Annotated in this window: 26 protein-coding genes and 1 pseudogene; 15 read left to right on the forward strand and 12 right to left on the reverse strand. The window is 59.0% G+C overall.

All coding sequences use genetic code 11. The annotated features are described in order from the left end of the window. The first annotated feature begins 12 nt into the window (after positions 1-12). From PBDP_RS19775 to PBDP_RS19805, 7 genes are all read left to right on the forward strand, one after another. A complete protein-coding gene (locus PBDP_RS19775) occupies positions 13-1,017 on the forward strand; it encodes a polysaccharide deacetylase family protein (RefSeq protein ID WP_109754642.1) in 1,005 nt (334 codons plus the stop codon). Further along, positions 1,014-2,318, forward strand: coding sequence for an oligosaccharide flippase family protein (locus PBDP_RS19780; protein WP_109754641.1), 1,305 nt, complete (start codon positions 1,014-1,016; stop codon positions 2,316-2,318). The genes PBDP_RS19775 and PBDP_RS19780 overlap by 4 nt, the downstream gene beginning before the upstream one ends. A 242-nt stretch (positions 2,319-2,560) precedes the next feature. After that, the gene (locus PBDP_RS19785) at positions 2,561-4,456 is read left to right on the forward strand and encodes a hypothetical protein (RefSeq protein ID WP_212801209.1); all 1,896 of its coding nucleotides are present in this window, start codon (positions 2,561-2,563) and stop codon (positions 4,454-4,456) included. Continuing rightward, complete coding sequence (locus PBDP_RS19790; protein WP_116832962.1) at positions 4,453-5,142, forward strand: GNAT family N-acetyltransferase; 690 nt, start codon at positions 4,453-4,455, stop codon at positions 5,140-5,142. The genes PBDP_RS19785 and PBDP_RS19790 overlap by 4 nt, the downstream gene beginning before the upstream one ends. Before the next feature lie 5 nt (positions 5,143-5,147). Continuing rightward, positions 5,148-6,323 carry a GNAT family N-acetyltransferase gene (locus PBDP_RS19795; protein WP_212801210.1) on the forward strand — a complete coding sequence of 392 codons (1,176 nt, stop codon included), beginning with the start codon at positions 5,148-5,150 and terminating at the stop codon, positions 6,321-6,323. Then, positions 6,295-7,089 carry a carbohydrate deacetylase gene (locus PBDP_RS19800; RefSeq protein ID WP_212801211.1) on the forward strand — a complete coding sequence of 265 codons (795 nt, stop codon included), beginning with the start codon at positions 6,295-6,297 and terminating at the stop codon, positions 7,087-7,089. Before PBDP_RS19795 ends, PBDP_RS19800 begins: the two co-directional genes overlap by 29 nt. A gap of 89 nt (positions 7,090-7,178) precedes the next feature. Beyond that, complete coding sequence (locus PBDP_RS19805) at positions 7,179-8,117, forward strand: alpha/beta hydrolase (RefSeq protein WP_212801212.1); 939 nt, start codon at positions 7,179-7,181, stop codon at positions 8,115-8,117. Positions 8,118-8,368: 251 nt separating this feature from the next. Here PBDP_RS19805 and PBDP_RS19810 read toward each other — a convergent pair whose 3' ends face one another. From PBDP_RS19810 to PBDP_RS19835, 6 genes are read right to left on the reverse strand one after another with little or no spacing between them, the layout of a single operon-like run. After that, on the reverse strand, positions 8,369-10,111 hold the full coding sequence (locus PBDP_RS19810) for an ABC transporter substrate-binding protein (RefSeq protein ID WP_109754635.1): 1,743 nt from the start codon (positions 10,109-10,111) through the stop codon (positions 8,369-8,371). 48 nt (positions 10,112-10,159) lie between these two features. Beyond that, a complete protein-coding gene (locus PBDP_RS19815) occupies positions 10,160-10,432 on the reverse strand; it encodes a DUF2160 domain-containing protein (RefSeq protein WP_057451631.1) in 273 nt (90 codons plus the stop codon). Between the two features lie 10 nt (positions 10,433-10,442). Continuing rightward, positions 10,443-11,243 carry a carbohydrate ABC transporter permease gene (locus PBDP_RS19820; RefSeq protein WP_109754634.1) on the reverse strand — a complete coding sequence of 267 codons (801 nt, stop codon included), beginning with the start codon at positions 11,241-11,243 and terminating at the stop codon, positions 10,443-10,445. A 10-nt stretch (positions 11,244-11,253) separates the two neighbouring features. Beyond that, on the reverse strand, positions 11,254-12,120 hold the full coding sequence (locus tag PBDP_RS19825; protein WP_030142069.1) for a carbohydrate ABC transporter permease: 867 nt from the start codon (positions 12,118-12,120) through the stop codon (positions 11,254-11,256). Further along, positions 12,117-13,226, reverse strand: coding sequence for an ABC transporter ATP-binding protein (locus PBDP_RS19830; protein WP_109754633.1), 1,110 nt, complete (start codon positions 13,224-13,226; stop codon positions 12,117-12,119). The genes PBDP_RS19825 and PBDP_RS19830 overlap by 4 nt, the downstream gene beginning before the upstream one ends. Continuing rightward, positions 13,226-14,320, reverse strand: coding sequence for an ABC transporter ATP-binding protein (locus PBDP_RS19835; protein ID WP_053123386.1), 1,095 nt, complete (start codon positions 14,318-14,320; stop codon positions 13,226-13,228). The genes PBDP_RS19830 and PBDP_RS19835 overlap by 1 nt, the downstream gene beginning before the upstream one ends. Before the next feature lie 397 nt (positions 14,321-14,717). Between PBDP_RS19835 and PBDP_RS19840 the strand changes: the two genes are divergently transcribed. Next, positions 14,718-16,562 carry a sigma-54-dependent Fis family transcriptional regulator gene (locus tag PBDP_RS19840; protein ID WP_109754632.1) on the forward strand — a complete coding sequence of 615 codons (1,845 nt, stop codon included), beginning with the start codon at positions 14,718-14,720 and terminating at the stop codon, positions 16,560-16,562. A gap of 199 nt (positions 16,563-16,761) precedes the next feature. On the opposite strand, the gene PBDP_RS19845 is transcribed toward PBDP_RS19840, so the two are convergent. Further along, positions 16,762-17,265, reverse strand: a complete 504-nt coding sequence (locus tag PBDP_RS19845) for an anti-virulence regulator CigR family protein (protein ID WP_109754631.1) — start codon at positions 17,263-17,265, stop codon at positions 16,762-16,764. 127 nt (positions 17,266-17,392) lie between these two features. Here PBDP_RS19845 and PBDP_RS19850 point away from each other — a divergent pair, with 127 nt between their 5' ends. Beyond that, entirely contained in the window at positions 17,393-18,604 is a 1,212-nt protein-coding gene (locus tag PBDP_RS19850) for an MFS transporter (protein WP_212801213.1), read from the forward strand. Positions 18,605-18,836: 232 nt separating this feature from the next. Next, positions 18,837-19,043, forward strand: coding sequence for a hypothetical protein (locus tag PBDP_RS19855; RefSeq protein ID WP_027912993.1), 207 nt, complete (start codon positions 18,837-18,839; stop codon positions 19,041-19,043). Between the two features lie 62 nt (positions 19,044-19,105). Here the strand turns inward: PBDP_RS19855 and PBDP_RS19860 are convergent, their stop codons facing one another. Next, positions 19,106-19,939, reverse strand: a complete 834-nt coding sequence (locus PBDP_RS19860) for an FRG domain-containing protein (protein ID WP_212801214.1) — start codon at positions 19,937-19,939, stop codon at positions 19,106-19,108. A 159-nt stretch (positions 19,940-20,098) separates the two neighbouring features. Between PBDP_RS19860 and PBDP_RS19865 the strand changes: the two genes are divergently transcribed. Together PBDP_RS19865 and PBDP_RS19870 are read left to right on the forward strand one after the other, a co-directional pair. Continuing rightward, positions 20,099-20,527: an HD domain-containing protein gene (locus tag PBDP_RS19865; protein ID WP_176689404.1), complete on the forward strand. Its 429-nt coding sequence runs from the start codon at positions 20,099-20,101 to the stop codon at positions 20,525-20,527. Positions 20,528-20,750: 223 nt separating this feature from the next. Then, positions 20,751-21,179 (forward strand): DUF2628 domain-containing protein, encoded by a 429-nt coding sequence (locus PBDP_RS19870; RefSeq protein ID WP_163857748.1) that lies wholly within the window; start codon positions 20,751-20,753, stop codon positions 21,177-21,179. Between the two features lie 99 nt (positions 21,180-21,278). Here the strand turns inward: PBDP_RS19870 and PBDP_RS19875 are convergent, their stop codons facing one another. Next, positions 21,279-21,422 (reverse strand): hypothetical protein, encoded by a 144-nt coding sequence (locus PBDP_RS19875; protein ID WP_176689403.1) that lies wholly within the window; start codon positions 21,420-21,422, stop codon positions 21,279-21,281. Between the two features lie 169 nt (positions 21,423-21,591). On the opposite strand from PBDP_RS19875, the pseudogene PBDP_RS29995 reads away from it, so the two are divergent. Further along, positions 21,592-22,054, forward strand: a pseudogene (locus PBDP_RS29995) (phosphotransferase); the annotation flags it as partial. On the opposite strand, the gene PBDP_RS19880 reads toward PBDP_RS29995, so the two are convergent. Further along, complete coding sequence (locus PBDP_RS19880; RefSeq protein ID WP_212801215.1) at positions 22,051-22,722, reverse strand: hypothetical protein; 672 nt, start codon at positions 22,720-22,722, stop codon at positions 22,051-22,053. The pseudogene PBDP_RS29995 and the gene PBDP_RS19880 sit on opposite strands and share 4 nt — an antisense overlap. A 97-nt stretch (positions 22,723-22,819) precedes the next feature. Next, positions 22,820-23,242 (reverse strand): PACE efflux transporter, encoded by a 423-nt coding sequence (locus tag PBDP_RS19885; protein WP_163857741.1) that lies wholly within the window; start codon positions 23,240-23,242, stop codon positions 22,820-22,822. 106 nt (positions 23,243-23,348) lie between these two features. Between PBDP_RS19885 and PBDP_RS19890 the strand changes: the two genes are divergently transcribed. After that, the gene (locus PBDP_RS19890) at positions 23,349-24,233 is read left to right on the forward strand and encodes a LysR substrate-binding domain-containing protein (RefSeq protein WP_212801216.1); all 885 of its coding nucleotides are present in this window, start codon (positions 23,349-23,351) and stop codon (positions 24,231-24,233) included. A 49-nt stretch (positions 24,234-24,282) separates the two neighbouring features. On the opposite strand, the gene PBDP_RS19895 is transcribed toward PBDP_RS19890, so the two are convergent. Beyond that, on the reverse strand, positions 24,283-24,483 hold the full coding sequence (locus PBDP_RS19895; RefSeq protein ID WP_013693816.1) for a hypothetical protein: 201 nt from the start codon (positions 24,481-24,483) through the stop codon (positions 24,283-24,285). Positions 24,484-24,907: 424 nt separating this feature from the next. Between PBDP_RS19895 and PBDP_RS19900 the strand changes: the two genes are divergently transcribed. Then, positions 24,908-25,582: a hypothetical protein gene (locus PBDP_RS19900; protein WP_212801217.1), complete on the forward strand. Its 675-nt coding sequence runs from the start codon at positions 24,908-24,910 to the stop codon at positions 25,580-25,582. The last annotated feature ends 132 nt before the right edge of the window (positions 25,583-25,714 follow it).

The raw sequence follows: 25,714 nt of genomic DNA on the forward strand, positions 1-25,714 counted from the left end.
GGAGAAGGGCCGATGTCGATCAAACACGTTTTCAAACGCACCGGCGGCTGGCTGTACCTGAATACGTCCCTGGGCCGCCACCCGCTGCGTGGCGCCGGCGTGATCCTGATGCTGCATCGTGTGTTGAACAACGATCGCGCCGCCGAGCTGCCCCATCGCAACGAGCTGTGCGTGGGGCCCGAAGCGTTTGAACATCTGCTGATCTGGCTACTGCGGCATTTCGAGTGTGTGCCGTTGATGAGCTTGCTGCTGGCCGACCCTGAGAGCGTCCCGAACCGCCCACGGGTGGCCCTGACCTTCGACGACGGCTGGCGCGACAACGCCATGAATGCCTTCCCGTTGCTGCGTCAATATCAGGTGCCGGCGAGCATTTTCCTCTCCACCGACTTCATCGGCAGCCGCCAGCACTTCTGGTGGGAAAGCATCGGCGAGACCCTGTGGGGCAGCCATGGCCAGGTGGCGCGGCATTCGTTGATCGAGCACTTGCAACACGTCGGTCGACCGTTACCGGTGCTGCTCGATGACATTGACGACGAGCGCCGCAGCCTGGCACTGCTGCACTACCTGCAAAGCCTCAAGAGCCTGGATCCACGTACATTGAACGACCTCACCGAAACCTGCCCGCACGGTTCCCAACCCCAAGCGCTGGACTGGTCCCAGGTGCGCATGCTCGAGGATTCCGGCCTGGTCCGCTTCGGCCCCCATGGCGCCAGCCACGCGATCCTGACCGGGCTGGACGACCAGCGCCTGCATGAAGAACTGTCCCGCAGTTGGACGGCCCTGGAAAATGGCTGCGCCCAACCCTTGCCGGTGTATTGCTACCCCAACGGGGACAATGACGCCCGTGTGCGCGAGCAGGTGGCGGCCCACGGTTTTCCGTTCGCGCTGGGCACCGAGGCCGGACTGTATCGCCATGACGGCGACCCGCTGAACCTGCCACGTTTCGGCGTCAGCCAACGCAACGCCTGTCACCCCGAGTTATTGGCCTGGCGTATTCGCCGAGGAGTCCGCTCATGAACCGTGCACGTTACCTCAGGCTCTTGGTGATGAGCATGGGCACGAGCCTGGCGATGATCGGCCTGCGCCTGTTGCGCAACGTGTTGCTGGCACGGATCCTGGGGCCCAGCGAACGCGGGCTGTTGGCGCTGCTCAGCACCCTGCCGGACTTGATCAGTGCCACCACCAGCGGGGGCCTGAATTCCGCCGTGGGTTATCAGGCGGCGCAGCATCGCTCGATGAGCCTGTTGCTCAGCCATGTGCTGGTCTTCGGTTGTCTGCTGGCGGGGTTGCTGACGCTGCTGGTGGTGGCGCTGGTGCGTGAGTTCGGCGCCGAACTGGACGTCACCACGCAACTGGGACTGCTGGCCTGGCTGCTGTTGCTGGCCGTGCCGCTGGCGGCGCTCAAGACCGGCCTGCTGACGCTGCACAACGCCTCCGGCGGCGTCGGCGTGTTCAACGCCTTGCGGCTGATGGAATCTTTGGTCCCGCTGTTGCTGTTCGTGGCGCTGTTCTGGATGTGGAAAGACACGGCGCTGGAAGCGGCGCTGATCAGTTGGCTGGCGGGCCTGAGCCTGGTGGTGCTGGTGGGTTGGATGTGGTTGCGTCGCGATCACGCGGTCACCCTGCGCTGGGATCGCGCCGGCCAGACCGAACTGTTGCGTTACGGTGTCCGCAGTCATCCGGACCTTTTGTTCCAGCAACTGATGACGCGTTCGGATTACCTGTTCATCGGCGCGCTGTTGGGCAGCACGGCGCTAGGGCACTACGCCATGGCCAGCGCGGCGGCCGAACTGCTGCATATCGTGCCGGAAGCGGTCACCACGCCACTGATGAAACGCCTGCTGCAGCAGGACAGCGACATGAAGCGCCTGACCCCGCTGGCCTTGCGCCTGACAGCCACGGCCATGCTGGGCGCCTGCCTGGGGATGGTCCTGGTCGGCGAATGGCTGATCGTCACCCTGTTCGGCATCGCCTATCAGCCGGCGTACCCGGCCCTGCTGGCGCTGCTGCCAGGGGTGTTCGGGTTGTGCTATGCGAGCATCCTGCGCCTGGACCTGCTGGGCAAGAACCGCCCCGGCACCGTTTCGCTGCTGATGGGCGGGGGGGCGCTGTTGAACCTGGCGCTGAACCTGATTTTGATTCCGCGCTACGGCATCGTCGGCGCTGCCGCCGCGTCCTCGACCGCCTACCTGGGTGTCACCCTGGCAATGCTTGTCATGTATTGCCGCCTCAGCGGCGTGGCGCTGTGGCAGACGCTGATCATCCTGCCCAGCGATTTGCTGCCAATGCGTCAGATGCTGCTGGGGAAATCCGCGTGAATACCGTTGTCGGCAAAACCGCCATCGCGAGCAGGCTCGCTCCCACAGGGTCCGGTGCCGGACAGAACACCTGTGTCCACCACACCCCCCTTGTGGGAGCGAGCCTGCTCGCGAAAGCGGTGGGTCGGTTAGCGGCGATGTTGAGGCTGAAGGCCTCTTCGCGAGCAGGCTCGCTCCCACAGTGGAAGATCGGCGCGTGCCTATGTCTTCTCGCGTTGGCAACTTCGGTCCACGGCGCGTCCATGCAATGGACCGGCATCCGTGACGGCAGCCTGTACCTGCAAACCGACCGCCAGGACGCTGTCACCGTGCGCTGGGTGCCCGCCTGGCAAGCCGAAGCCAATACCGAACACCTGTATCTGCTCGACGGCCAGGGACGATTGGCGGGTGAGCGCCTGATCAAGGCCGACCAGGTGCGTGGAGAACAACAATGGCCCCTGCTGCCCGGCACCGCCAGTTATCGGCTGGAAATTCCCGGCTACAGTTTCCGGCGCTATAGCGTTGAGCACGATGTGCGCACCCGCGCCCTGTTTGCCCCGGCCAAGGTGCATTTCAGTGCTGAAACCCACGATGGCGATGAGCTGTATTTCAAAGTGGCAGCCGGCGAACAGGCGGTGCTGGCCGGCAAGTTCCACGGCGGCGTACGTGCGCTGCAAGTCCGGCGAGTCGCGGACGGCAAGCAGTTGCAACTGAATCTCAAGCCACAACGGGCCTATTGGCAATTCGACCAGGTGACCCTGCCGGTGGCGGACGTGGACCAAATCTGGCGCCTACATCTGCAAGGCAACGGCAAGGCCGCGTTCTGGTTGGACGGTACCGCCAACCTGTTCGCCCAAGACCCGGCGCACCTGCAACCGGTGCGCCAGGATCCGGGGCAGACCCACCTGACGTTGTACAACGAGGCGCTCGGCACGACCCCCAGGCTGGGCATATACCTGCCCTATGAGTTACTGCCGCCATCCAGCTACCCTGTGCTCGATGCGCTCAAACCCCAGGCGGCAACCCTCTACAGCTTCGTCGACGTCATGGCGGCCAAGGTCAATCATGAAGATGCCTTCCGACGCTTGTACCGGGGCCGCTTCGGTATCAGCCAAGACATCACCCTGCTGGCCGCCAGCCAGCGCCGGGCGGATCTGCAGGCCGACCGGACCAGTCTCGGCGGTTTGCAAGCCTGGCTCATGTCGACCCGGGCGTCGGGCGACAACGGCATCCATTACCTCAGTTTTGCCGATGAGCCAAACCTGAACTACCCAGACTTCGCCAGTTTCCAGCAACTGTTCCAGAGCATGGCTGCCCAGGTCCGCGCCGATCCTGCCAACGCACGCGCCGGTGTCCGCATCGCCATACCGGCCAGCTCGCGGTTCACCAACGGCCCCTTCGCCGAAAATGCGGCTGACAGGCGCGGGATCGACTGGGCACGGCGCCTGCTCGCGACGTCCGACGACCAGATCGACGCCCTGGCCTGGCACGAATGGATGATCCGCGACCTGCTGGCGACCCGGGTCTACCGCGACAGTGTCCGTCAGGCCGCCAACCTGGTGGGACTGGACAACCAGGGCCGGCCCCGCAAGGCTTTGCTGTTGGACCAGACCAACATATCCAGCGGCTCGAGCCTGAGCCCTTACGACCAGGAAACCCACTATGCCGCTTTGTGGTGGACCTCGGTGGCGATCAACGCCTCCGCGGATGGTTGGCTCGATATGCTCAACTGGTTCATGCTCGCCGACGAACCCGAATACCCCAAAGGCATGGTGCGGGTGCTGGACGCTCAGCGCTTCGAGCTCAAGCCCGTGGGCCTGGCCCAGCAGTTCATTCGACAGCACTGGCTCAACCAGGTGCTGCGCCTGGACAACGACGCTTTTGAAGTCGACGTACTGGCCATGGCCACCGGCAAGCAACGCAAACTGCTGGGCGTGAACAAAAGCACACGAGCCCATCAGGTCAGCCTAGACGGCGCGACCTGCCCTCAACCTGGCATGACCCTGCTGTATTTCGGCCCGGACAACCGCAGCCACAGCGTTGCGTTTGATTGCAAGGCCGGCCAGATCGGATTTCTCCTACCAGGGGAAACCGTGTTCGCCCTCAGTTGGACAGCTTCCCTTTCCCCCCAACCTGCCGCCCGCCAGGAGGCACCATGAACGCTCTGCAAACATTGCGTGATCGCATTCAGAAAAAAGGTCTGCGCGCCGTTCTAAAGCAGCTATGCAGACGCTACGTATTTTCCCACACCCGCCTGGTGTGGCTGGAGCACGATATACGGACCCCGCTCCCCCCACACAACCTCAAGCCCTACCCACCGATGCGCCTGGAGTTCATCACCGTCGCCAATGCCGATGCTTTTGCCCGGCACTTCGGCGACCGCGTCAAAACCATGCGCGAGCTGGCGGCCGAAGGCTACACAGGCTTGATGTATCTGGATGATCAGGGCGACACCGTGGGGTTCGCCTGGGCCAGCACACGGGACTATTTCGACCGCCATTTCTACCACTGCAACTTTCCGATCAAGCCTGGCGAGTACTTTCAGTTCGGTGGCGAGGCGATTCGCCAATACTGGGGTTCCAGTATCTCGGCGGACATGCAGTTGGAGGTGTGGAAAGTCATGGCGGACCACGGTTGCAGCACGATGGTCGATGTCTGCGATTTGCAAAACATCCAGGCGATCAAGATGCATATCCGCATGGGCTTCCAGGAGCGCGGGCAGATCACCCACCTATACTGCTTGCTCGGTCGCTGGCGGCTTCTGCGCAATACGTCCTACACCGGCACGGTACTGGACGCCTTTCGTAAACCGGCCCAGCCGGCTGCCTCGACTTCGGCGGCCTGATCCCCATGGCGATCCGGTTCCAATGGTGTCGCTCCCTGGGCGCGGCGGATTTTCCTGTACCAGCTTATGAACAGCTGCTGACCCAGGTGGCCGACGCAACACCGTTCAACACCCTGGCCTGGCTGCAAGCGGCGGAATTAGCCCTGTTGCCCGAGCAGCAATTGCATGTGCTGCTGGGCTGGCAGGACCAGAGCTTGTGCCTTTGCCTGCCCCTGATATCAGGACTTGAACGCATCGGCGGGCTGCGGTTCCGGGTGTTGCGTCACTTGGGTTTTCCAATGACCGACCGCATCGCCCTGATGGCACGCCTGGACGCCGAAGACATGGTCCAGGCGCTGATGCAGATCCGTCAGCACTTGCCTCACGCGTTGCTGCAATTGAATGAAGTGATCGAGCCGGTCGGTGAGCAAAGCGCCCTCAGCGCCTGGATGGCGCTGAGTTCCACCGGAGAGCGGCGACTCAGTTGTCGGGTTCCGGTGCACCTGATCAGCGACAGCGATCATCAGGAAATTTCCGGTGATACACGCTACAAGCTGCGTCGGGCGCGCAAGCGAATCGCCGCTTGCGGCGCAGAGATCCGCCGTTTAACGCCGGACGCCATCAGCATGGGGCAATTGTTGCGGGCCCTGGCCGACGTCGAGGCCGCCAGTTGGAAAGGCGAGGAAGGTGTCGGGATCTTCTCCGACCCCATGCACCAGCAATGGATGAACCACGCCTTCAGCGCCCTCGCTGCCCAAGGCCAGGTGCGGGTGGTGACGCTGGAGCTGAACGGTGAGTGCATCAGCTATCGCCTCGGCCTGTTGGATCAAGGCCGGCTGTACGATTACAACCTGGCGTTCCTGCCGCAGCATGCCGACCTGGGTAGCGGCCGGGTATTGCTCGAAGAGTGGATTCGCTGGGGGCTGGACGACAACTGGCACTGGATCGATGCATCGCGGGTCAGCCTGGAGAACTCCAACCATCAGTTACACGAACGCATGACCGGCCAACTGGAACACTGGCGCTGGAGTTTTTATTCATGGCAGCCCGGTGGCTTGCTCCTGGGATTTGCCTTGCGACTATGGAAAAGCTTGAAGCCATGGTTTGGCAAACGCCGAAGCAAACCAACCGCGACGACGGCATCGTCCTCCCCCAAGAACCAGGAGAACACGAATGCCTCGTCAAGTGATCGTCAACGCTGACGATTTCGGACTCAGCCTCAGCGAAAACGCGCTGATCCTGCAAGCCTTCGAGAGCGGCGTGATCAGCTCGGCCACGGCCATGGCCAACATGCCAGGGTTCGAGCAAGCGTGTGAACTGGCCCGGCAACCGCTGCTCGACGGCCACATCGGCCTGCATTTCAATCTCAGCTACGGCCCGCCGCTGGGCCAGGCGATCATATCGCGACCGCTCTTTTGCGATGCCTATGGGCAGTTCGACCTGAACCTGTCGCGTTATTGCCTGCGCCTGGGTTCAAAGGACTTGGCGGCCGTGGAGGATGAATTGCAGGCGCAATGGCAGCACTGCCTGGACCATGGCCTGCGTCCCAGCCACCTTGATTCCCATCAACACGTGCACAACATCTGGCCCATCGGCGAACTGGTGGCCCGCTTCGCCGCCAGGCAAGGCGTGCCCATGCGCCTGGCGCGCAACCTGGGAGCGAACTTGACCATGCCCAAGCGCATTTTCAAGACCCTGCTCAACCGGCGCATGCGCGGCTTGTGCGGTGCGACAGCGGACTACGTCTGCACCCCAGCCGACCTGAACCACGCCGCGCCACCGAAACATGGCTCACTTGAGGTCATCGTGCATCCGCTGCAATTGGACGGGGATTTTGGCGATGCCAGCCTGATACCGGGAGACTCGTTGACCCAGATACTGCACAAGCGCCTGGCGGGCGTGCCCAAGGTCGCCTACGGCCAGACCGCGCGGGTGTTGACGCTGATTGAATATGGGGATGTGCAATGACAGGGACGCCGCGTCCGACAGAAATCCCTGCGCCACTTCCGGAGAATCTGCTACAAGGCATATTCCGTTTGCAGTAGCGAATTGCACCGATGTCTTCACTCTTACTTTCTCGCCTGAAACGACGCTGGTTGGCCTGGCTGTGCATGAGCGCATTGGTGGTCGGCCTGCCGGTGGGCTGTGCAGTGTTGCAGCATAAGGAACGCGAACTGGTCTTTCGCATCGAGCCGGGGACGGCGAGCTGGTTCAGTGGACTGCCCAGCGACGTGCAGGAATTCGATCTCAAGCCCAAGAGCTTCAAGGCCGGGGAAAATATCCACGGCTGGTGGTGGCCGGCCGAACGCAAGAACGCTCCGGCCATCCTGTACTTGCATGGCGTGCGTTGGAATCTGACCGGCCAGTTGTTTCGTATCCAGCAACTGAGGGCACTGGGCTATTCGGTGCTGGCGATCGATTACCGTGGTTTTGGCAAAAGCCATGGGGATCTGCCCTCGGAAGCCAGCGTCTATGAAGATGCACGCATCGCCTGGGAACGTCTCAAGGTACTGCAACCGGACCCGGCCCTGCGGCTGATTTATGGTCATTCCCTGGGTGGGGCCGTCGCGGTAGACCTTGCTGCACAGCTGGGCCAGGAGGCGGCGAAGAATGGCGGTGCCCAGGTCCGAGGCCTGGTCATCGAATCCACTTTCACTTCCTTGGGCGATGTTGCAACCGCCATGGCGAACACGTCCCTGCCGGTGCGCTGGCTGCTGTCGCAGAAGTTCGACTCCATCGACAAAATCGGCGAGATCAACATGCCGCTGCTGATTGTCCATGGTGCCGCCGACCGCTACGTACCGCCCCGGTTCAGCGAGCAGCTGTTCAACGCCGCCCGGGAGCCCAAGCGTCTGTTGCTGGTGCCCGGCGCGACGCACAACAACAGCATGAGCCTGGCGGGCAAAAGCTACCGGCAGGCATTGGATGCCCTGATGAAAAGCTCACCCGCGCCCGTGGCTGGAAACGCCCTGGCCAGCCCGGCCAAGGCGGGCTGATCACTCCACTTCAGATCACCCCCCCCTTGTGGGAGCGGGCTTGCTCGCGAAAGCGTCAGCCCAGTCAACATCGCTGCAACTGACCCGCCGCTATCGCGAGCAGGCTCGCTCCCAAAGGGGTTGGCGGTGTGCATGGAGCTTTGGTCACCCCAAGACAGACCATGTGGGAGCGAGCCTGCGCACGATAGCAGTGCGAGCGAACGCAAAAAAAACGGCACCTTTCGGTGCCGTTCGTTTTCACACGTGGGGCTTTACTTGCGTGCCGCCTCCCATGATTTCAACAGCTCGGTGTAGCTCACCGTTTCACCTTTAGGCTTCTCGTTCGCCAGTTTCGGCTTCGGTGCGCCCGGTTGGTCGAACCAGTATTGCGCGTCGCGCTCGGGGTTCATTTTCGGGGCGCAGGTGGCTTGGGCCTTGGAGCGTTCCAGGCGCGTCATGATCGCGTCCTGGTCCTTGGCCAAACCGTCGAGGGCCTGTTGCGGGGTCTTCTCGCCGCTTGCTGCTTCGGCGATGTGGCTCCACCACAGTTGCGCCAGGCGTGGATAGTCCGGCACGTTGGTCCCGGTCGGGGTCCATTGCACACGGGCCGGGCTGCGGTAGAACTCCACCAGGCCACCGAGTTTCGGCGCCAGGTCGGTCAAGGCCTGAGAGTTGATGTCCGACTCACGAATCGGTGTCAGACCGACGATGGTCTTTTTCAGCGACACGGTCTTGGACGTCACGAACTGCGCGTAGAGCCAGGCGGCGAGTTTCTGTTTCTCCGGCGTGGACTTCATGAATGTCCAGGAACCCACGTCCTGATACCCCAGCTTCATGCCCTCTTCCCAGTACGGACCACGCGGCGACGGCGCCATGCGCCATTTCGGCGTGCCATCGGCGTTCATCACCGGCAGGCCCGGCTTGGTCATGTCGGCGGTGAAAGCGGTATACCAGAAGATCTGCTGGGCAATGTTGCCCTGGGACGGTACCGGGCCGGATTCGGAGAAGGTCATGCCCGCCGCTTCCGGTGGCGCGTACTTCTTCATCCAGTCCACGTATTTGGTGGTGGCGAACACCGCCGCCGGTCCGTTGGTATCGCCGCCGCGGGTCACACTGGAACCGACCGGATGGCAGTCTTCGACACGAATGCCCCACTCATCCACCGGCAAACCGTTGGGCAGGCCCTTGTCGCCACCGCCGGCCATGGAGAACCAGGCATCGGTGAAGCGCCAGCCCAGGGACGGGTCTTTCTTGCCGTAGTCCATGTGGCCGTAGACACGCTTGCCGTCGATTTCCTTGACGTCTTCGGAGAAGAACTTGGCGATGTCCTCATAGGCCGACCAGTTCACCGGTACGCCCAGCTCGTAGCCGTATTTCTCCTTGAACTTGGCCTTCAGCTCAGGGCGCTCGAACCAGTCGGCGCGGAACCAGTACAAGTTGGCGAATTGCTGGTCGGGCAGTTGATAGATCTTGCCGTCCGGCGCGGTGGTGAAGGAAATGCCGATGAAGTCCTTGATGTCCAGGGTCGGCGAGGTGAAATCCTTGCCTTCGTTGGCCATCAGGTCAGTGATCGATTCAGTCTTGCCGTAGCGGAAGTGCGTGCCGATCAAGTCCGAGTCGTTGACCCAGCCGTCATAGATATTCTTGTCCGATTGCATCTGGGTCTGCAGCTTCTCCACCACGTCGCCTTCCTGGAGCAGGTCGTGGGTCAGCTGGATCCCGGTAATTTCGCTGAAGGCCTTGGCCAGCACCTTGGATTCATATTCGTGGGTGGCGATGGTTTCCGACACCACGTTGATTTTCATCCCGCGAAACGGCTGGGCGGCCTTGATGAACCACTTGAGTTCTTCGAGCTGCTGCTCGGCGGTCAGGGTCGACGGCTTGAATTCACTGCCGATCCATTTTTTAGCGGCGTCTTCATAGGCGTCGGCCCAGGCCGCAGCACTCAGCCCGCTGAGTGCCAGCATGGCTGCCAATGAAACGCTATGTCGCAGCTTATTGTTTTTATTGAACATAGAGACCTCCTGTTTGGGTTTAAGAGCCTGATCGGCGAACCTTCGCGACTAGCCCCACCGCATCACTGCCAACAGCCACACCAAAGACAACGCGAACGCTATCCAGATGCTCCAGTCGGTAGCACCGATCACCAGCATATGCAGGTAGGCGCTACCGAGAAGACCGATAAACAACCGATCGCCCCGGGTGGTGGCAATCGGCAGGAAACCGCGCCGAGGGATACTCGGCGAACGCAGTTCCCACGTAGTCATGCCTGCCAGCAGCAAGGCGATGACCCCAAAGAATGCCGCCGTGGGGGCGGTCCAGTTCATCCATTCCATCATCGACTCCTCAGACCCGGCCCAGGGCGAAGCCCTTGGCCACGTGGTTGCGAACGAACCAGATCACCAGCATGCCCGGCAGGATGGTCAACACCCCCGCCGCCGCCAGCACACCCCAATCGATCCCGGAGGCCGACACGGTGCGGGTCATCACCGCGGCGATCGGCTTGGCATTGACCGAGGTAAGCGTGCGCGCCAGCAGCAGTTCGACCCAGGAAAACATGAAGCAGAAGAATGCCGTGACACCGATGCCGGAGCCGATCAACGGGATGAAAATCTTGGCGAAGAACTTGGGGAAACTGTAGCCGTCAATGTAGGCGGTCTCGTCAATTTCTTTTGGCACCCCGGACATGAAGCCTTCGAGGATCCACACCGCCAGCGGCACGTTGAACAGGCAATGGGCCAAGGCCACGGCGATATGGGTATCGAACAGGCCGATGGACGAATACAGCTGGAAGAACGGCAACAGGAACACCGCCGGTGGTGCCATGCGGTTGGTCAGCAGCCAGAAGAACAGATGCTTGTCCCCGAGGAAGCGGTAGCGGGAAAACGCATAGGCCGCCGGCAGCGCGACGGTCAGGGAAATCACCGTGTTCAGGCTGACGTAGTACAGCGAGTTGAGGTAACCGGTGTACCAGCTCGGGTCGGTGAAGATCACCTTGTAGTTGTGGAACGTGAAATCCTGGGGCCACAGGGTCAGGCTGCCGAGGATCTCGGTGTTGCTCTTGAACGACATGTTCAGCAGCCAGTAGATGGGCACCAGCAGGAACAGGATGTAGATCAAAAGCGGAATCAGCTTTCTCTTGCTCATCGTGCGGGCCTCAACGGTTGGCGTCGGAATGCGTCATGGCGGTATAGAACAGCCACGACACCAACAGAATGATCAGGAAGTACACCAGGGAAAACGCCGCCGCCGGGCCCAGGTCGAATTGACCGATAGCCATCTGCGTCAGGGTCTGGCTGAGGAACGTGGTGGCGTTACCCGGCCCGCCGCCGGTGAGTACGAACGGCTCGGTGTAGATCATGAAGCTGTCCATGAAACGCAGCATCACGGCGATCAGCAGCACACTCTTCATCTTCGGCAACTGGATGTGGCGGAACACGGCCCAGTTCGATGCGCGGTCGATCCGCGCGGCCTGGTAGTACACGTCGGGAATCGCCCGCAGCCCCGAATAGCACAGCAGCGCGACCAACGAAGTCCAGTGCCAGACGTCCATCACCAATACCGTGACCCAGGCGTCCATGGTGTTGGCCGCATAGTTGTAGTTGATGCCCAGGCCGTTGAGGGTCGAACCCAGCAAGCCGATGTCGGCGCGGCCGAAAATCTGCCAGATGGTGCCCACCACGTTCCAGGGAATCAGCAGCGGGATCGCCAGGATGATCAACACCAGTGACGACCATTTGCCCTTGGTCGGCATGGTCAGGGCGATGGCGATGCCCAGGGGGATTTCGATCAGCAACACGCACGCCGAATAGATGAACTGACGCAGCAATGAATCGTGCAGCCGTGGATCGAGCAGCACCTGCTTGTACCAGTCGGCGCCGACGAAGTAGCGGCTGGACTGGTCGAAGATGTCCTGCACCGAATAGTTGACCACGGTCATCATCGGGATCACGGCGCTGAAGGCCACCAGCAGGAACACCGGCAACACCAGCCACCAGGCCTTGTTGTTCTGCACCTTGTTCATGGCTGCACCTCGCTCAGTGGTTCCAGCAGGTATTCATCGGCATAGACCATCAACCATTGCGCCGGAAAACTGATGTACGCCGTGCCTTCCGGCACCGGCTTGTCTTCGGCCAGGCGTACTTTCAACGGCGCGCCATCAAGGTTGAGGGTCAGGATCTTGTAGGTGCCCAGGTCTTCGACGTGGACCACGTCGGCCCGCATCGCGTCGTCGTATGGGCCGTCCCAGACATGCACGAATTCCGGACGAATACCGACCTTCAGGGTTTTGCCCTGGGCCTGGGCAACGCGTTGTTGCAGGGTTTCGGACAGGGGCAAGTGGGTCGAGCCGAAGCCGACGCCGCCGGGCTGCGCCGTGACTTCGATCAGGTTCATCCCCGGGCTGCCGATGAAGTAGCCGACAAAGGTGTGGCTCGGGCGCTCGAACAAGTCCCGGGGCGTGCCGAACTGCACGATCTGGCCGCCATACATCACAGCGATCTTGTCGGCGAAAGTCGAGGCTTCCAACTGGTCGTGGGTGACGTAGACCATGGTGATGTTGAACTGCTCGTGGATCTGCTTGAGCTTGCGCCGCAGCTTCCATTTCAGGTGCGGGTCGATCACCGTCAGTGGCTCGTCGAACAGGATCGCCGACACATCGTCGCGCACCAGCCCGCGGCCCATGGAGACTTTCTGTTTTTCGTCGGCGGTCAGGTTGCGGGCCTTTTTGTCCAGCAGGTTCTGCAGGTCCAGGACCTCGGCGATTTCCTGCACCTTGGTGTGGATCCTGGCTTCGGCCATGCCCTGGTTACGCAGCGGGAACGCCAGGTTGTCGAACACGGTCATGGTGTCGTACACCACCGGGAACTGAAACACCTGGGCGATGTTGCGCCGCTCCGGAGTCAGGTCGTTGACGACCTTGCTGTCGAACATCACCTGGCCTTCGGAGGGGCTGAGCAGTCCGGAGATGATATTGAGCAAGGTGGATTTGCCGCAGCCCGAGGGCCCGAGCAGCGCATAGGCGCCGCCCTGCTCCCAGATGTGGTTCATCTCGCGGATCGCGTAGTCCTCAGGGCCCGCCGGGGTGCTGGTGTAGCTGTGGGCGAGGTTCTGCAAACGAATTTCAGCCATCAGGCAACCCTCGCAATACGCAGGCCCGGGGCCTGGACCAGCTTGCCTTGGGCATCGAAGACAAACAGTTTATGGGTCGGAATGTAGATGCGGATCGGCGCATCCACGTCGTACTCATGTACCCCTGGCAAGTGCAGCACCAGCAGGAAATGTTCGTTGCGCACATGCAGGAACGTCTCCGAGCCGCTGATCTCGGCCACTTCGACGGTCACCGCCAGTTCGAGGTCGTCGTCGTTGCTCGGCACCAGGGAGATATGGCTGGGGCGCACGCCGAAGCGGAACTCGCCCTCGCCCACCGGGCGCAGGTCGACGTTCAGCGGGAAGTGCACGAAATTGGCGAAGCTCACTTCATTGCCGGCGATGCGTCCGGGCATGAGGTTGATGGGCGGTTCGGAAAACAGCTCGGCGGCCAGCACGGTCTGCGGCTGGTGATACACCGAGGACGATTTGCCGCTCTGGATGACCCGGCCTTCATGCAGGATGGTGGTGGTGCCGCCCAAGGCCAATGCTTCATTGGGCTCGGTGGTGGCGTAGACCGCGATGGTGTGGCGGGCCTGGAACAGTTCGCGCATTTCCTGGCGCAGTTCTTCACGCAGCTTGTAGTCCAGGTTCACCAGCGGCTCGTCGAACAGGATCAGCTCGGCGTCCTTGACCAGCGCCCGGGCCATGGCGGTGCGCTGCTGCTGGCCGCCGGACAACTCCAGCGGATGACGCTTGAGGAATTTCTCGATCCGCAGCATTTTTGCGGTTTCCAGGACCTTGCCCTGGATAACCTCCTCGGACACCCCGGCCTGGCGCAACGGCGAAGCGATGTTTTCGAAAACGGTCATGGTCGGGTAGTTGATGAACTGCTGGTAAACCATCGACACGTTGCGCAGCCGCACCGGGCGGTTGGTGACGTCGACGCCGTTCATCAGGATGCGGCCGCTGTCGGGCTTGTCCAGACCGGCCATCAGGCGCATGAGACTGGTCTTGCCGGACAGCGTGCGGCCCAGCAGGACGTTGAAGGATCCGGGTTCGAAACTCAGATTGGCATCGTCGATCCAGGTCTGGCCTTCGACGGTGCGACAGATGTGCTCAAGCTTTAATGACATGGCTCGGCCTTTTTATTATTTGGAGTCAAGCGACCCGAGCTAGAAAGCGAAAGCCGTGCCAGAAATCACAAGCCTTTGATCAGATTGGTATTTCCCTTGATCTGTAGGAAAAAGGCGTTCATTGATGAACACAAATGAACAATCATGAGTGAACAACTGAACAACGATCGGGTTGACAATGAACAATTTTGAACAACACTGAATAACACCTGTGGGAGCGAGCCTGCTCGCGATAGCGGTGTGTCAGCCGCATTAATGCATCAGATCCATCGCTATCGCGAGCAGACTTGCTTCCACAAAAGGGGCTGTGTATGAAGTGATATTCAGGCTGCCCCAGCACAAGGAGGATGTGCGAGACTGATCACAACAATAAAAACAGCACCTGCGAGAGTGCCCCATGGCCGCACCTGCTCCAGCCTTGTCCCACGAGGCCATCATCCAGGCATCCTGGTCCCGTTGCCGCGCCTTCGGCCTGAACCATCAAAGCGTGCCGGCCTTCGACCAATTGCCCGCCCAAGGCATCGCCCAGTTGCTGGAGAGCCAGCATTCGCTGGTGCAGACCACCCACCAGGAAGTCTTGCCGTATTACGAAAACATCCTGAGCAACTCCAACTGCCTGATCATGCTGGCCGACAACCAGGGCCAAGTGCTGACCTCCTGGGGCACCCAGCGTTTCATCGAGCCGAAACTGGCCCATGGCTTCAGCGCCGGGGCGAGCTGGATGGAGCGCTGCACCGGCACCAATGCCATCGGTACCGCGCTGGCCTGCGAACAGGCGGTGCACATCGAACACGATGAACACTTCCTCAAGGCCAACCGCTTCATGACCGGCTCCGCCGCGCCGATCTTCGATGCCGAGCGCAAGGTCATCGCCGTGCTGGACGTATCCAGCGACAGCTACCTGCCGCCGTCCCACACCCTGGGCATGGTCAAGATGATGAGCCAGACCGTGGAGAACCGGCTGATCCTCAACCTGTTTCGCGGTGAACACTTCCAACTGACCTTCAACACCGGCTTGAACAACCTCGACAGCCAATGGGCCGGGCTGCTGATCTTCGATGAGAGCGGCCAGGTACTGTCCGCCAACCGCCGGGCCGACAACCTGCTGGGCTTGAGCCTGTCGCGGGTCAGCATCGAAAGCCTGTTCAAGGTCTCGTTACTGGAACTGCTGAACCAACCCGACGGCCTGCCGTTCGCCCTGCAAGCATCCGGCAGCAATCGCTTCCAGTGCTTGCTCAGGCGCCCGAGCCAAGTGTCGATCAAGGCCCGGGTTTTCACCGAAGCAGCGCCTGCACCAACGCCCGTCAGCAACGCTATCAGCCTCAACACCCTGCACTTCGGCGACAGCCGCGTGGAAAAAGCCGTGCGCCAGGCCGAGCGCCTGCTGGAGAAGGACATTCCGCTGCTGATCCATGGCGAGACCGGCGTCGGCAAGGAAGTCTTCGTCAAAGCCCTGCACCAGGCCAGTTCCCGCTGCAAGCAGCCATTCATTGCCGTCAACTGCGCGGCGATCCCCGCTGAGCTGGTGGAGTCGGAACTGTTCGGTTATGAAAAAGGCGCGTTCACTGGCGCCAACCAGAAAGGCAGCATCGGCCTGATCCGCAAGGCCGACCGGGGCACGCTGTTCCTCGACGAGATCGGCGACATGCCCCTGCCAACCCAGGCCCGGCTGCTGCGGGTCTTGCAGGAGCGTTGCGTGCAACCGGTGGGTAGCGCCGAGCTGTTCCCGGTGGACATCCGCATCATCTCCGCCACCAACCGCTCACTGCGTGAACAGGTACAACTGGGGCGGTTTCGCGAAGACCTGTACTATCGCATCGGCGGCCTGACCCTGGAACTGCCACCGCTGCGCGAACGCAGTGACAAGCAGGCGCTATTCAAGCGCCTCTGGGAACACCACCGCGAACCGACCCAATGGGCCGGTTTGAGCCGCGAAGTATTGGATCTGTTCGAACGCCATCCATGGCCGGGCAACCTGCGCCAGGTCAGCAGCGTGCTACAAGTGGCCCTGGCGATGGCCGAGGAACAGCCGATCCGCCCGGAGCATCTGCCTGACGACTTTTTTGTCGACCTGGAAATGGAGCCGGTGGAAACACCGGAGCCGCTGACGGTGGACCTTAACGATGCCGAGGACCTGAACCGCCAGTTGCAGGCGGTGGGCGGGAATATCTCGCACTTGGCGCGACGGCTGGGGGTCAGCCGCAATACCTTGTACAAACGCCTGCGGCAACTGGAAAACTGATACGAAACCTGTGGTGAATGCGATACCTGAGACAACTCGGAAAAACTGTGGGAGCGGGCTTGCTCGCGAAGGCGGTGTGTCATTCAACATTGATGTTGACTGACCCGACGCTTTCGCGAGCAAGCCCGCTCCCACAAGTTCCGTTTCTCAACTGACTGGCATTACTCCGAAGAGGCTGCCATTTCGTTGGAACACCGGGTCAATCAAACGCCCCGTTGAGCACTTCATAGATGATGCCAGTGGCGATCGCTACCAGGATCAGGTCAGTGCCGACCTGTTGCCACTCATAACCGTCATAGTGCGGCAACCGCCCCAGCAGTCGACCGTCGAGTTTCTTGGCGATACCGGGTGGCAACGGCTTGCCCCGGGCAAGATTTTTCTGGATGCCCGGCGGCAATGCCGGGCCAGGGCTCCAGTAATCGCGATAGCCGCCAATCACACCCAGGATGCCGCCGCGATCGATGCTCGGGCCGTTATGCCAATCGCCGCCGCCACCACCCTGGTTGCCCTTATTGCCCTTGTTGCCAGAATTTCCTTGACCGCCCTTGTTGCCCTGCCCGCCTTTGCCTCCCTGGCCGTGACCGGGGCCTTGATCGAATTGAGCGCTTCCCTTGCCGTTGCCCGGGTCTGCGACAACAATGCCAGGGCCCGCTGCCAGGGCGAAACAAGTAACTGCAGCAATCAACGAGCGCGATTTGAACATGGCAGTTCTCTCGAAAAAGGGATGTCCCCTGTAAAGATATAGAGACTAACGGTGATATTAGTTCCATATCACGCTACCGTCGTCGCCAGGACAGAATGACGCGTTCAACCCGCAATCAAGGAGCTCCATGCGCAAGGATTACCTGGCTTTTTTCGCCTCGATGTTCCTCTCCCGGCTGGCCGATCAGATTTTACTGTTCATCGTCCCGCTGATTGTTTTCCAGACCACCAACAGCGTCTCCTGGGCGGGCCTGGCTTTCTTCGTCGAATCCTTGCCACGCTACCTGTCGTTCCCGATCTGCGGCGCGCTGTGCGACAAGTTTCCGCCAATTCGCATCCTGCACATCAGCCAGGTTTATCGCGCCGTAGCTTGCGGGGTGGCGGTCGCGCTCTATGGCGTCTTCGGCGGTATCTATTGGATCGTCGCCCTTTCGGCCCTGTGTGGCGTACTGACCACTCAAGGCATCATGGCCCGCGAAGTGGTGATGCCTTACATCTTCAAGCACTACACCTACACCAAGACCCTGTCCTACTCGCAAATCGCCGATCAGACCGGCTTGGTACTGGGCCCGCTGGTCGCTGCGCTGCTGCTTGAGGTGTGGGCGTGGCACTGGGTGGTACTGGCGATTGCCGGGCTGTTCCTGCTGGCGGACCTGACCATGCTGTACTGGCAGCGCACCAGTTCGGTCATCCTGGAAACCTTCGAGCAGCATCACGACCTCTGGCTGAACCCGCTGCGCATCGCCTTCGGCCATATCCGTCGCCTGGCGGAGCTGAAAAAAATCATCGGCCTGGCGGTGGGCGTCAACCTGATCATCGGCGTCACCCTCGCCACCTCGGCTGCCATGGTCATCGGCCATTACGGCGCCGGCAAGGATGACTATGCAGGTTTACAGGCAGCCGGTGCCGTGACCACCATCCTCATCCTGTTCCTCCTGGCCCGGCTGACCTTGCCCTTGAAACTACTGGGCGCCCTCTCCTACACGCTGATTGCCGTCGGCGCCTTCATCACCGCGCTCAGCCCGAACACAGGGGGCTACGTCGTCGGTTTCTTGCTGATTGTCGGTTTCGACAAAATGTTCAACGTCTACTTCCGCACCCTGCGCCAGCAAGTCATTCCGCCCCAGGACTTCGGCAAGACCGTCGGCGTCATCACGCTGCTCAACAACCTGTCGCAACCGCTCGCGGGGCTGTTGGTCGCGGTGCTCGCGGCGCCGGTTGGAACGCAACAGGTGATTCTGCTGTTGGCGGTTGCCTGCAGCCTGATCGGAGCCGGGGTGGTTGTGGTGCAAAGGTATTCGACACACCGGTCAAGCGTCTACAGCGCCGAGACCGACTGACCCTTCCGGAGAGCGGTTTGTATTATCAGTGACTTATTGTTGAGGCATGGTTGCAACGTTGTTGGCGTCAATGCACGTCTGCCCCGCCATTCGTCACCTGTCGAGTGTCGGGGCCAACAAGCGGCCACGTCTGGCTCAGGGTTTGCACTGGCCTGTCTCAGCAGCCAAGAACGACGTAATTCTGACGCGGCGGCAAATTAATCAATGCTTGGTCAGCAAACGGAGATGTACCGTGTCAACTCTCAACGAAATCGCAGCGAACCACGCGAGAATGGCAAAGTTAAAGGAAGAAGAGTCGATGCGGCTGAGTGCGCTTCAGGGTCAGGTGGTGGGGAGTTTTGAAATTCCGCCCATCGAAGCGCCGCAGGAGATGTCGTTGCACTTTATGACGGGTGTACAGGATCACTCGTTTGGGGAAGCGGCTGCGCTGAGTTTTTGACCTGGGTGTTGATTGGAATCAGTCGCCCGCTTATGCGGCGGGCGACTTTGGATGGCTACCGTTCAGTTAGAGTTTCGAGTGGCAAAACCACCAAAGTTGGTGAACGTCAAATCCTTGCATAAGCCTTCCAGGTCGCCATAAACAAGCTTCGAACCGAAATTCATTAACAACAGCTCGGAAAACACCGTCGCTACGCTCTGTTTTCTTATGACGATTTGGTGCGCCTCTGACGCTGGAAAACTGTCCTCTACCTCGTAGCCAATACTGAACAAACCGCTTTGAGACCTCAGCCGGTCATTCATATAGTTCGGCGTGTAGAAACAGAACCCGTCTTCGCGAGCATCCGGGACGCTCGAAAAAACGTCTTCCGGTAAGGCGTTGGTTTCCACCCAGATATGTTCACCGCGAGGTGTCACCACATACACAGCGGCGTCATTTTCAACGATCCCAACCCTGTCATCCATATCGACAGGAATCGTGTCGTTTTCATTGTAGCCAGCGATCAAACTAGCATTCTCGATCAGAGGAATCCGCTTGTACCTCACGCCGTCCAGTGCGAAAAAAAGCGCAACCAAGGGCGACAACGACCAATCCAGCAAGCGAGTAGGCATGCCATAGTGCTGCGCCAGCGCGAGCACATCCCAATCATTGTGGGAGGACAGTCGATGATAGGCGTGACGCTCGGCGTTGAATTTCCTGAAGGCCTTGATGGCCCTGGAGATCAAATCCCCTGACCTGGTTTTGGGGCTTCGAGCCAGAGAAGTCGTTAACCCCCAGTTAGCGTTGCCTTGGCCTCGATATACCGACCCGTGGACCGTACTGGATTCTTTATTGAGCTTCTTAACTGCGTCGATGTACTCAGTCAGACTCGACACGACAATCGTGGTTTTATACACAACACTTCACTCCCTGAATAAAAATCAGCCACTCACTTGCCAAAGGCAAACAGTCATAAAGCTCGCGCTGAACGCGCACCTTGCCCCATTTCCCCATTTAAAACGGCGTCATTCAACCCGAAACAGCATCAAATTGCCACTACGCTAAAGGTAAATGTCATGAGTACTCTTGAAAGAGCGATATCGATTTGCGCGCAGGCCCATGAAGGGCAAGTGGATAAGGGCGGCTCCCCTTACGTTTTGCATCCACTGAAGGTCATGCTGCGCCTGGCCCATGATCAGGAGCGCATTGTGGCGGTGCTGCATGACGTGGTCGAAGATACCGCTGTAACCCTCGCCGACCTGCGCAATGAAGGCTTCAGTGAGGCGGTCGTTGGCGCCATCGACTCCCTCACCAAGCGCGAGGGGGAGACTTACCAGGCCTTTATCGAGCGAGCTGCGCGAGACCCGATAGCGCGCCGAGTGAAGCTGGCTGACCTTGCGGAAAACAGCGATTTATCTCGCATAGGCGAACCAAGCCAGAAAGACCTGGACCGACTTGAAAAGTACCGGAAGGCGACTGACTACCTGACGGCCTTGGAGCAGTAGGAGCCCGTTGAAACAAATAGAGTGAAGCACGTCACAGACCAGATGAGCGCTTAAGCTACCAGTATGGAATGTTCCACACCGACGACCATAAAACGGCAGAATAAGCACCTCACGCGATTCACTTGAGCCCTCTCGACAAGACCAAGGCAATCAATGCTCTAAACACAGGGCACAGGATTTCTCGGAAGAAAAAAACATTCATGGAAAACAGGAGCCTTAAACAATGAGCAGCACCGAACAAGTGCAAAGCGCCGGTAAGTACAGCGCGAAGTGGCAGGAACGCTTTGATTTCTTTGAAACCTATGGGGCACCAAACGACCCGCGTTACAAGGAAGCCGTCAAGACGCTGCCTGGCTTCAAGAAGAAAATTCTCATCAACGCCAACGTGATTGCATTTTTCTTCGGCCCTATCTACCTGTTCGTCCTGGGCCTGTGGAAGAAAAATCTTGCCCTGCTTGGGATTTTCCTGGCGATCAACATCGCATTGAGCGTGATCTTCGCAATCATCGGCATGGAGTTTCCTCGGCCTTTGAACACGGGCCTGAGCATCGCCCTGTCGATGATGTACGCACTCATGACCAACTACGCGTACTACCTCAAAGAAGTGAAAGGCGAGCAAGGCTGGAACCCGTTCAAGGGCATGCGTCTCTGATTGCAGGCTTGAGTCATCAAGAGCCCGCACCTCATCATGAGTGTGCGGGTTTGTTGTTTCTGGGGATTACATACCTGCGAAAGAAGCGACAGTTGGTGTTCAACGCTCGAAATGTTGTTTTTTTACACCATTCTCTCTCTTGCGCTCAAAATAAGAGTGAAAAAACCACAGCGCCAGGGCAAACCCAGCAAAGCCAAAAATGAAGAGCAGAACCTCTATTGCAGTACCTTCATGAGAAAACATTGTGTTCACCTCGTCCTTAAGTAGGTTTACCGAAAATCGTCACGCTTGAAACACTTCGTAACAATCCAAACATTTTCAGGGTAGTCGCCATCAACCTGCATGACAACCCTTTATCCCCGTATAAACCCCGGTCTAGACGAGTCGCCGACCAATGACACCCTGCCCTGGTCTGCGTTGGCTGGCGTCTACCGGCACACCTTGCGCCCATGTCCTTGATGAAGCCCACACAACTGACAGGGATTGGCTGTTGTTAAGTGCAGTGCCGGGGGTTGACCTGCTGTCAGCCCCCATCGACGAGGCAGCCAAGGTCAATGTCATCGCCGACGCCCAGCGCCAACTCCATCAACTCGATCCGGTCGATGCCCCTTCGACCATAGCACCAGCCATCGCATTGCCAAGGCCCAAGCCCGAATGGAAGCCGGGCTTGTCGATCGGGAGGTATTGACGGCCGTTTTACGGGTTTCATCGATTGCGGTCGGCTGGGCGTTGCGGATCGATATCAGTACCTGACGCTGGTAACTCGGGACACTGCCGAAGAATTGGGAGAACATTGGGAGCCCCCTCAAGATGACCTTAGCGCCTTAGTTGCTCCGATAAAAACCGCCAACGCAGGTTTGAAAGGATGTCTCTAAACCCAATTGTCGTAGCGATTAAGCAGAATATTATCCATCTGCCTAAGACTGATTTCCCGGCCAAGTTCTTCTTCAAACAGGCTGCGAACGCGCAAGTAGAAGTCTACGTAGGTCGCGTAGTTTTTCGACATACCCGCCGTGGTCGGAGCGAAAACCAACCCCTCCTCATCCGCGATCCACTTCAGCGCTTCCCGGGCTCGCGAATCGACCATTGGAAACAAAGTCGGGTAATGGAAGTGCAGATACTTCGAAGCGAAGCTGCTCGCGTCCTTGTTAGTGACGGCACTGATAGCCTCGCAGAGCCGGGAATGCACCTTGTTCACCGCGATACAGACAGATCCGGCAAGCCTTTCCCCGACTGGAAGAAAGGACGCTTCCAGACCTACATCTGAGCTGCAAATAGATTTAGCCAACCGCGCATAGAAGCCTCCCGTGGAACCCTCATAGCCATCCTCCTCATCCTTGGTGCGATGCTCGACCGATGCAGCCAGGCTGCGACCAATGATCAGCGCCTTTGAAGCCACCTGCGCATGATCGGTATGACTGGGATTTTCTCGCACAAAGCTGTAGAGCGCTTTGTTGGCAGGTATGAATATGCCGCACCCTTGCTCCGTGCCGATGAACTCGTCAGTCAAATAATGGCGTTTTTCCTTTTGTAAAAACTGCATGCGTCTCTCCTTAGGTGAGCGCCAATCATGCCATTTAATTGCCACTATATGGGAGATGCCTGAATGACGCTTACTTTGTAGCCAACGAAAGCCGCCTTCAGGACTGCGCCGAAAGCGGAACATCAAACACCCGATCAAACAGCCATTGAAAAACCAGCGAGTAAAAAAAGAAGAACACAAACAGCCCCAGGTTAGTCACCAACGCCAGCCACAGGCTAATGCCCAACCACGCCCCGATCACGGGGGTAAGAATCAGCGTCAAGCCACCTTCAAATCCCAGGGAATGGAGCAGTCGTCGCTGCCAGTTGCGATGGCGGCTGCGTTGGCGACGCTCCCACCACTCGAACAAGCCGTTGAACAGCATGTTCCAGGCCAGCGCGACGGCAGAAATAACCAGTGACAGCAGGGTTGAATAGCCCATGCCCTGACCGTAGATCAGCGCCAGCGCCGGTGCGACGAACAGCACGCCGCCGGCTTCGTAGAGGATGGCCTGGAGGATTTTACGGGGTGCGCCTTGCATCGGAGAGCTCCTTGGTTGGACTTGGAAACCACAGCCTGGCAAGTTGAGCCGCCGCGCACAATTGAGCTAAATTGAGCCACGCTCAACCTGAGTAACCTACCCGCCCATGTTCGCCAAACTGCCCCTCACCGCCCTGCGCGGCTTCGAGTCCGCCGCACGGCTGGGCAGCTTCAAGGCAGCGGCCCAGGAACTGAATGTCAGTCCGGCGGCGATTTCCCATCAGGTCAAAAGCCTTGAAGCCTTCCTTGGCGTGCGCCTGTTCGAACGCTCCAGCCAAAACGTGCGCCTGAGCGCCGACGGCGAGCGCCTCCACCCTTACATGCACCGCGCCCTGCTTGATATCCAGCACGGCCTGCAAGTGTTGGCGCCGCCTTGTGTTGCGCAGTCCCTGGTCGTGAGCACCACGCCGGCGTTCGCCAGCCTGTGGTTGATACCTCGGCTGGGGGATTTCCATCGGTTGTACCCGGATATCGACGTCAGGCTGCATACCAGCAACGACGTGGTCGACCTGCTGCGAGACGCCAGCATCGACCTGGCGATCCGCGCCCTGTTCACGCCTGACCCACAACTGTTCGAACAGCCTTTGCTGGACGAGTACTTTGGCGTTTATTGCCGCCCTGGCTGGCAACCGCCCACAGCAGGGTCGCCCATCGAGCTGATCGATGTGCCGTGGCTGAGTAGCGCGAGCGTGGCGGTTGATTGGCCGGTATGGTGCGCCAGGGCCGGCATTCTGGACTGGTTGGATAACGCACGATTCCGGCGTTATGACGAGGAACAGCATGCATTGCAAGCAGCGATTGCCGGGCATGGGCTGGTGCTCGCCAGCAATGTGCTGGTCGCTGAGGCGGTTGTGCGTGGGGAATTGGTTGGCTATCGGCCAGAGGTTCGCCTGGAGGGTGCGCGGTATACCGTGGTGTGTGTGCCGGGGCGGGAACGGCAGGCGGCTGTACAGGTGTTTAGTGAGTGGTTGTTGGGGCACAGCAACGGCTGAATCGGAAACCCGCTTCATATCGTGGGTGTGCCCCCAATATCTACACGCTTCAATGAAGAACCCGGCGACTCTCCCCAATCCTGATCCTATCGAGCGCCCTGTTTAAAGCATCCAAGGCATCGAGCAGGGCTTTCGCCTCAGCTTCCCGCCCATCACCCCAAAGGCGTTCAGCCATTTTGTTCAGCGCCTGGATAGAACGCTCAATGTCAGCAGCAGTCGCTGCTTTGCTTTCCTGAAGTTTCTTTGGCATTGATTGACCCTTCCTCGGGGGCGTTGCTTCATCAGCATCAACGCGATTACATCACGCGCCAGAACACTATGCAGGTGTCCAGACCTGGCTAACGACCAACCATTCGCACTCTCGGTACCGGACCTGTATGAGCAACAAGGTTTCGAGCAAAAGAGAGAACTGGGAACACACCACAATTTTGAGCTCATTTGCAATCAGCTCGTCCCACAATCGTGGTCTTTCCATTTTTCCATACGCAGCTATGCTTCCAGTTCGGAGGGCTGGATAGGTAAGGACCACTCTCACAAGACACCAGCGTTCGTGACTTGTCGTGGTATCGATCATACTGAAGTCCTGGTCTACTCCACCGGTGATCAGGCGTTCAACCATAAGTCTGCTCAAGGTTCTTGGAGTCCGAAAGTAATACCCCCGGAGGATCGCACATATGGAATTAATGAAAGACAAACCCCAAATAGCAATAGTTTCTCTGGACTTACCTAGCAGAACACAAGGAAGAGACGTAAGCTGGAAATGTTCATTCTTAATTAACAACCCCAAATCGGATGGATATCTAATACAAAAAGTCACTATTACAACAAGAGAGTTTTCACTGGCAGATGAAGTCTTTGTAGAAAAAACCCCCAACCAAACTGTAACCTACTGGGAATCATGGAAAATCTCCAAGGGGATCAATTCTGCAGGAAACTATAGAGACACAGGCTCTTTTCTAAGCCGAGACTTTAATGACATTTACCACTTTCCATCGGCACCACCTCAAACTCGAAAAATAGAATATGTTATTGGTCACCTTGAATTTTATACAGGAAATCTAACTGAAGACTTCAAGTCAGGAAACGATCAAACGTTCGCCGGCCCAATACCATCCACAACCACCAAGCCTGATGACTGGCCCGAAACACGCGGCCCATTTCACAACATGTATGTATGCCACCTTGAAAACGACGAAACAATTGTCGCCACATACGCCGGAGAACTAAAGCTCTTTCACTTCAACAACCTCAACGAAATGAAAGTAATCTCGGGATTACAACAAAAAGATATAATAAACTACTTCAAGACTTCAAACGGAGACATTAAAAAACTAAAAACAGATGACTAGCCAGCCACTAAAAAACCAGAACAAACCACGATTTTGAATTCATCTGAATCCCATAATCGTGACCTGTCCCCCGTTTCCCCTGCCACCTATCCGCTTTCCGAAAGATCAACAGCGGCGTGCATCAGATCGACA

Source organism: Pseudomonas sp. St290 (genome assembly GCF_018325805.1).
In the GTDB taxonomy this organism is placed as follows: Bacteria; Pseudomonadota; Gammaproteobacteria; order Pseudomonadales; family Pseudomonadaceae; genus Aquipseudomonas; species Aquipseudomonas bijieensis.

Coding starts and splice junctions, on each gene's coding strand:
- PBDP_RS19775 (WP_109754642.1), top strand. CDS start 13: ATGTCGATCAAACACGTTTTCAAACGCACCGGCGGCTGGCTGTACCTG.
- PBDP_RS19780 (WP_109754641.1), top strand. CDS start 1,014: ATGAACCGTGCACGTTACCTCAGGCTCTTGGTGATGAGCATGGGCACG.
- PBDP_RS19785 (WP_212801209.1), top strand. CDS start 2,561: ATGCAATGGACCGGCATCCGTGACGGCAGCCTGTACCTGCAAACCGAC.
- PBDP_RS19790 (WP_116832962.1), top strand. CDS start 4,453: ATGAACGCTCTGCAAACATTGCGTGATCGCATTCAGAAAAAAGGTCTG.
- PBDP_RS19795 (WP_212801210.1), top strand. CDS start 5,148: ATGGCGATCCGGTTCCAATGGTGTCGCTCCCTGGGCGCGGCGGATTTT.
- PBDP_RS19800 (WP_212801211.1), top strand. CDS start 6,295: ATGCCTCGTCAAGTGATCGTCAACGCTGACGATTTCGGACTCAGCCTC.
- PBDP_RS19805 (WP_212801212.1), top strand. CDS start 7,179: ATGTCTTCACTCTTACTTTCTCGCCTGAAACGACGCTGGTTGGCCTGG.
- PBDP_RS19810 (WP_109754635.1), bottom strand. CDS start 10,111: ATGTTCAATAAAAACAATAAGCTGCGACATAGCGTTTCATTGGCAGCC.
- PBDP_RS19815 (WP_057451631.1), bottom strand. CDS start 10,432: ATGGAATGGATGAACTGGACCGCCCCCACGGCGGCATTCTTTGGGGTC.
- PBDP_RS19820 (WP_109754634.1), bottom strand. CDS start 11,243: ATGAGCAAGAGAAAGCTGATTCCGCTTTTGATCTACATCCTGTTCCTG.
- PBDP_RS19825 (WP_030142069.1), bottom strand. CDS start 12,120: ATGAACAAGGTGCAGAACAACAAGGCCTGGTGGCTGGTGTTGCCGGTG.
- PBDP_RS19830 (WP_109754633.1), bottom strand. CDS start 13,226: ATGGCTGAAATTCGTTTGCAGAACCTCGCCCACAGCTACACCAGCACC.
- PBDP_RS19835 (WP_053123386.1), bottom strand. CDS start 14,320: ATGTCATTAAAGCTTGAGCACATCTGTCGCACCGTCGAAGGCCAGACC.
- PBDP_RS19840 (WP_109754632.1), top strand. CDS start 14,718: ATGGCCGCACCTGCTCCAGCCTTGTCCCACGAGGCCATCATCCAGGCA.
- PBDP_RS19845 (WP_109754631.1), bottom strand. CDS start 17,265: ATGTTCAAATCGCGCTCGTTGATTGCTGCAGTTACTTGTTTCGCCCTG.
- PBDP_RS19850 (WP_212801213.1), top strand. CDS start 17,393: ATGCGCAAGGATTACCTGGCTTTTTTCGCCTCGATGTTCCTCTCCCGG.
- PBDP_RS19865 (WP_176689404.1), top strand. CDS start 20,099: ATGAGTACTCTTGAAAGAGCGATATCGATTTGCGCGCAGGCCCATGAA.
- PBDP_RS19870 (WP_163857748.1), top strand. CDS start 20,751: ATGAGCAGCACCGAACAAGTGCAAAGCGCCGGTAAGTACAGCGCGAAG.
- PBDP_RS19875 (WP_176689403.1), bottom strand. CDS start 21,422: ATGTTTTCTCATGAAGGTACTGCAATAGAGGTTCTGCTCTTCATTTTT.
- PBDP_RS19880 (WP_212801215.1), bottom strand. CDS start 22,722: ATGCAGTTTTTACAAAAGGAAAAACGCCATTATTTGACTGACGAGTTC.
- PBDP_RS19885 (WP_163857741.1), bottom strand. CDS start 23,242: ATGCAAGGCGCACCCCGTAAAATCCTCCAGGCCATCCTCTACGAAGCC.
- PBDP_RS19890 (WP_212801216.1), top strand. CDS start 23,349: ATGTTCGCCAAACTGCCCCTCACCGCCCTGCGCGGCTTCGAGTCCGCC.
- PBDP_RS19895 (WP_013693816.1), bottom strand. CDS start 24,483: ATGCCAAAGAAACTTCAGGAAAGCAAAGCAGCGACTGCTGCTGACATT.
- PBDP_RS19900 (WP_212801217.1), top strand. CDS start 24,908: ATGGAATTAATGAAAGACAAACCCCAAATAGCAATAGTTTCTCTGGAC.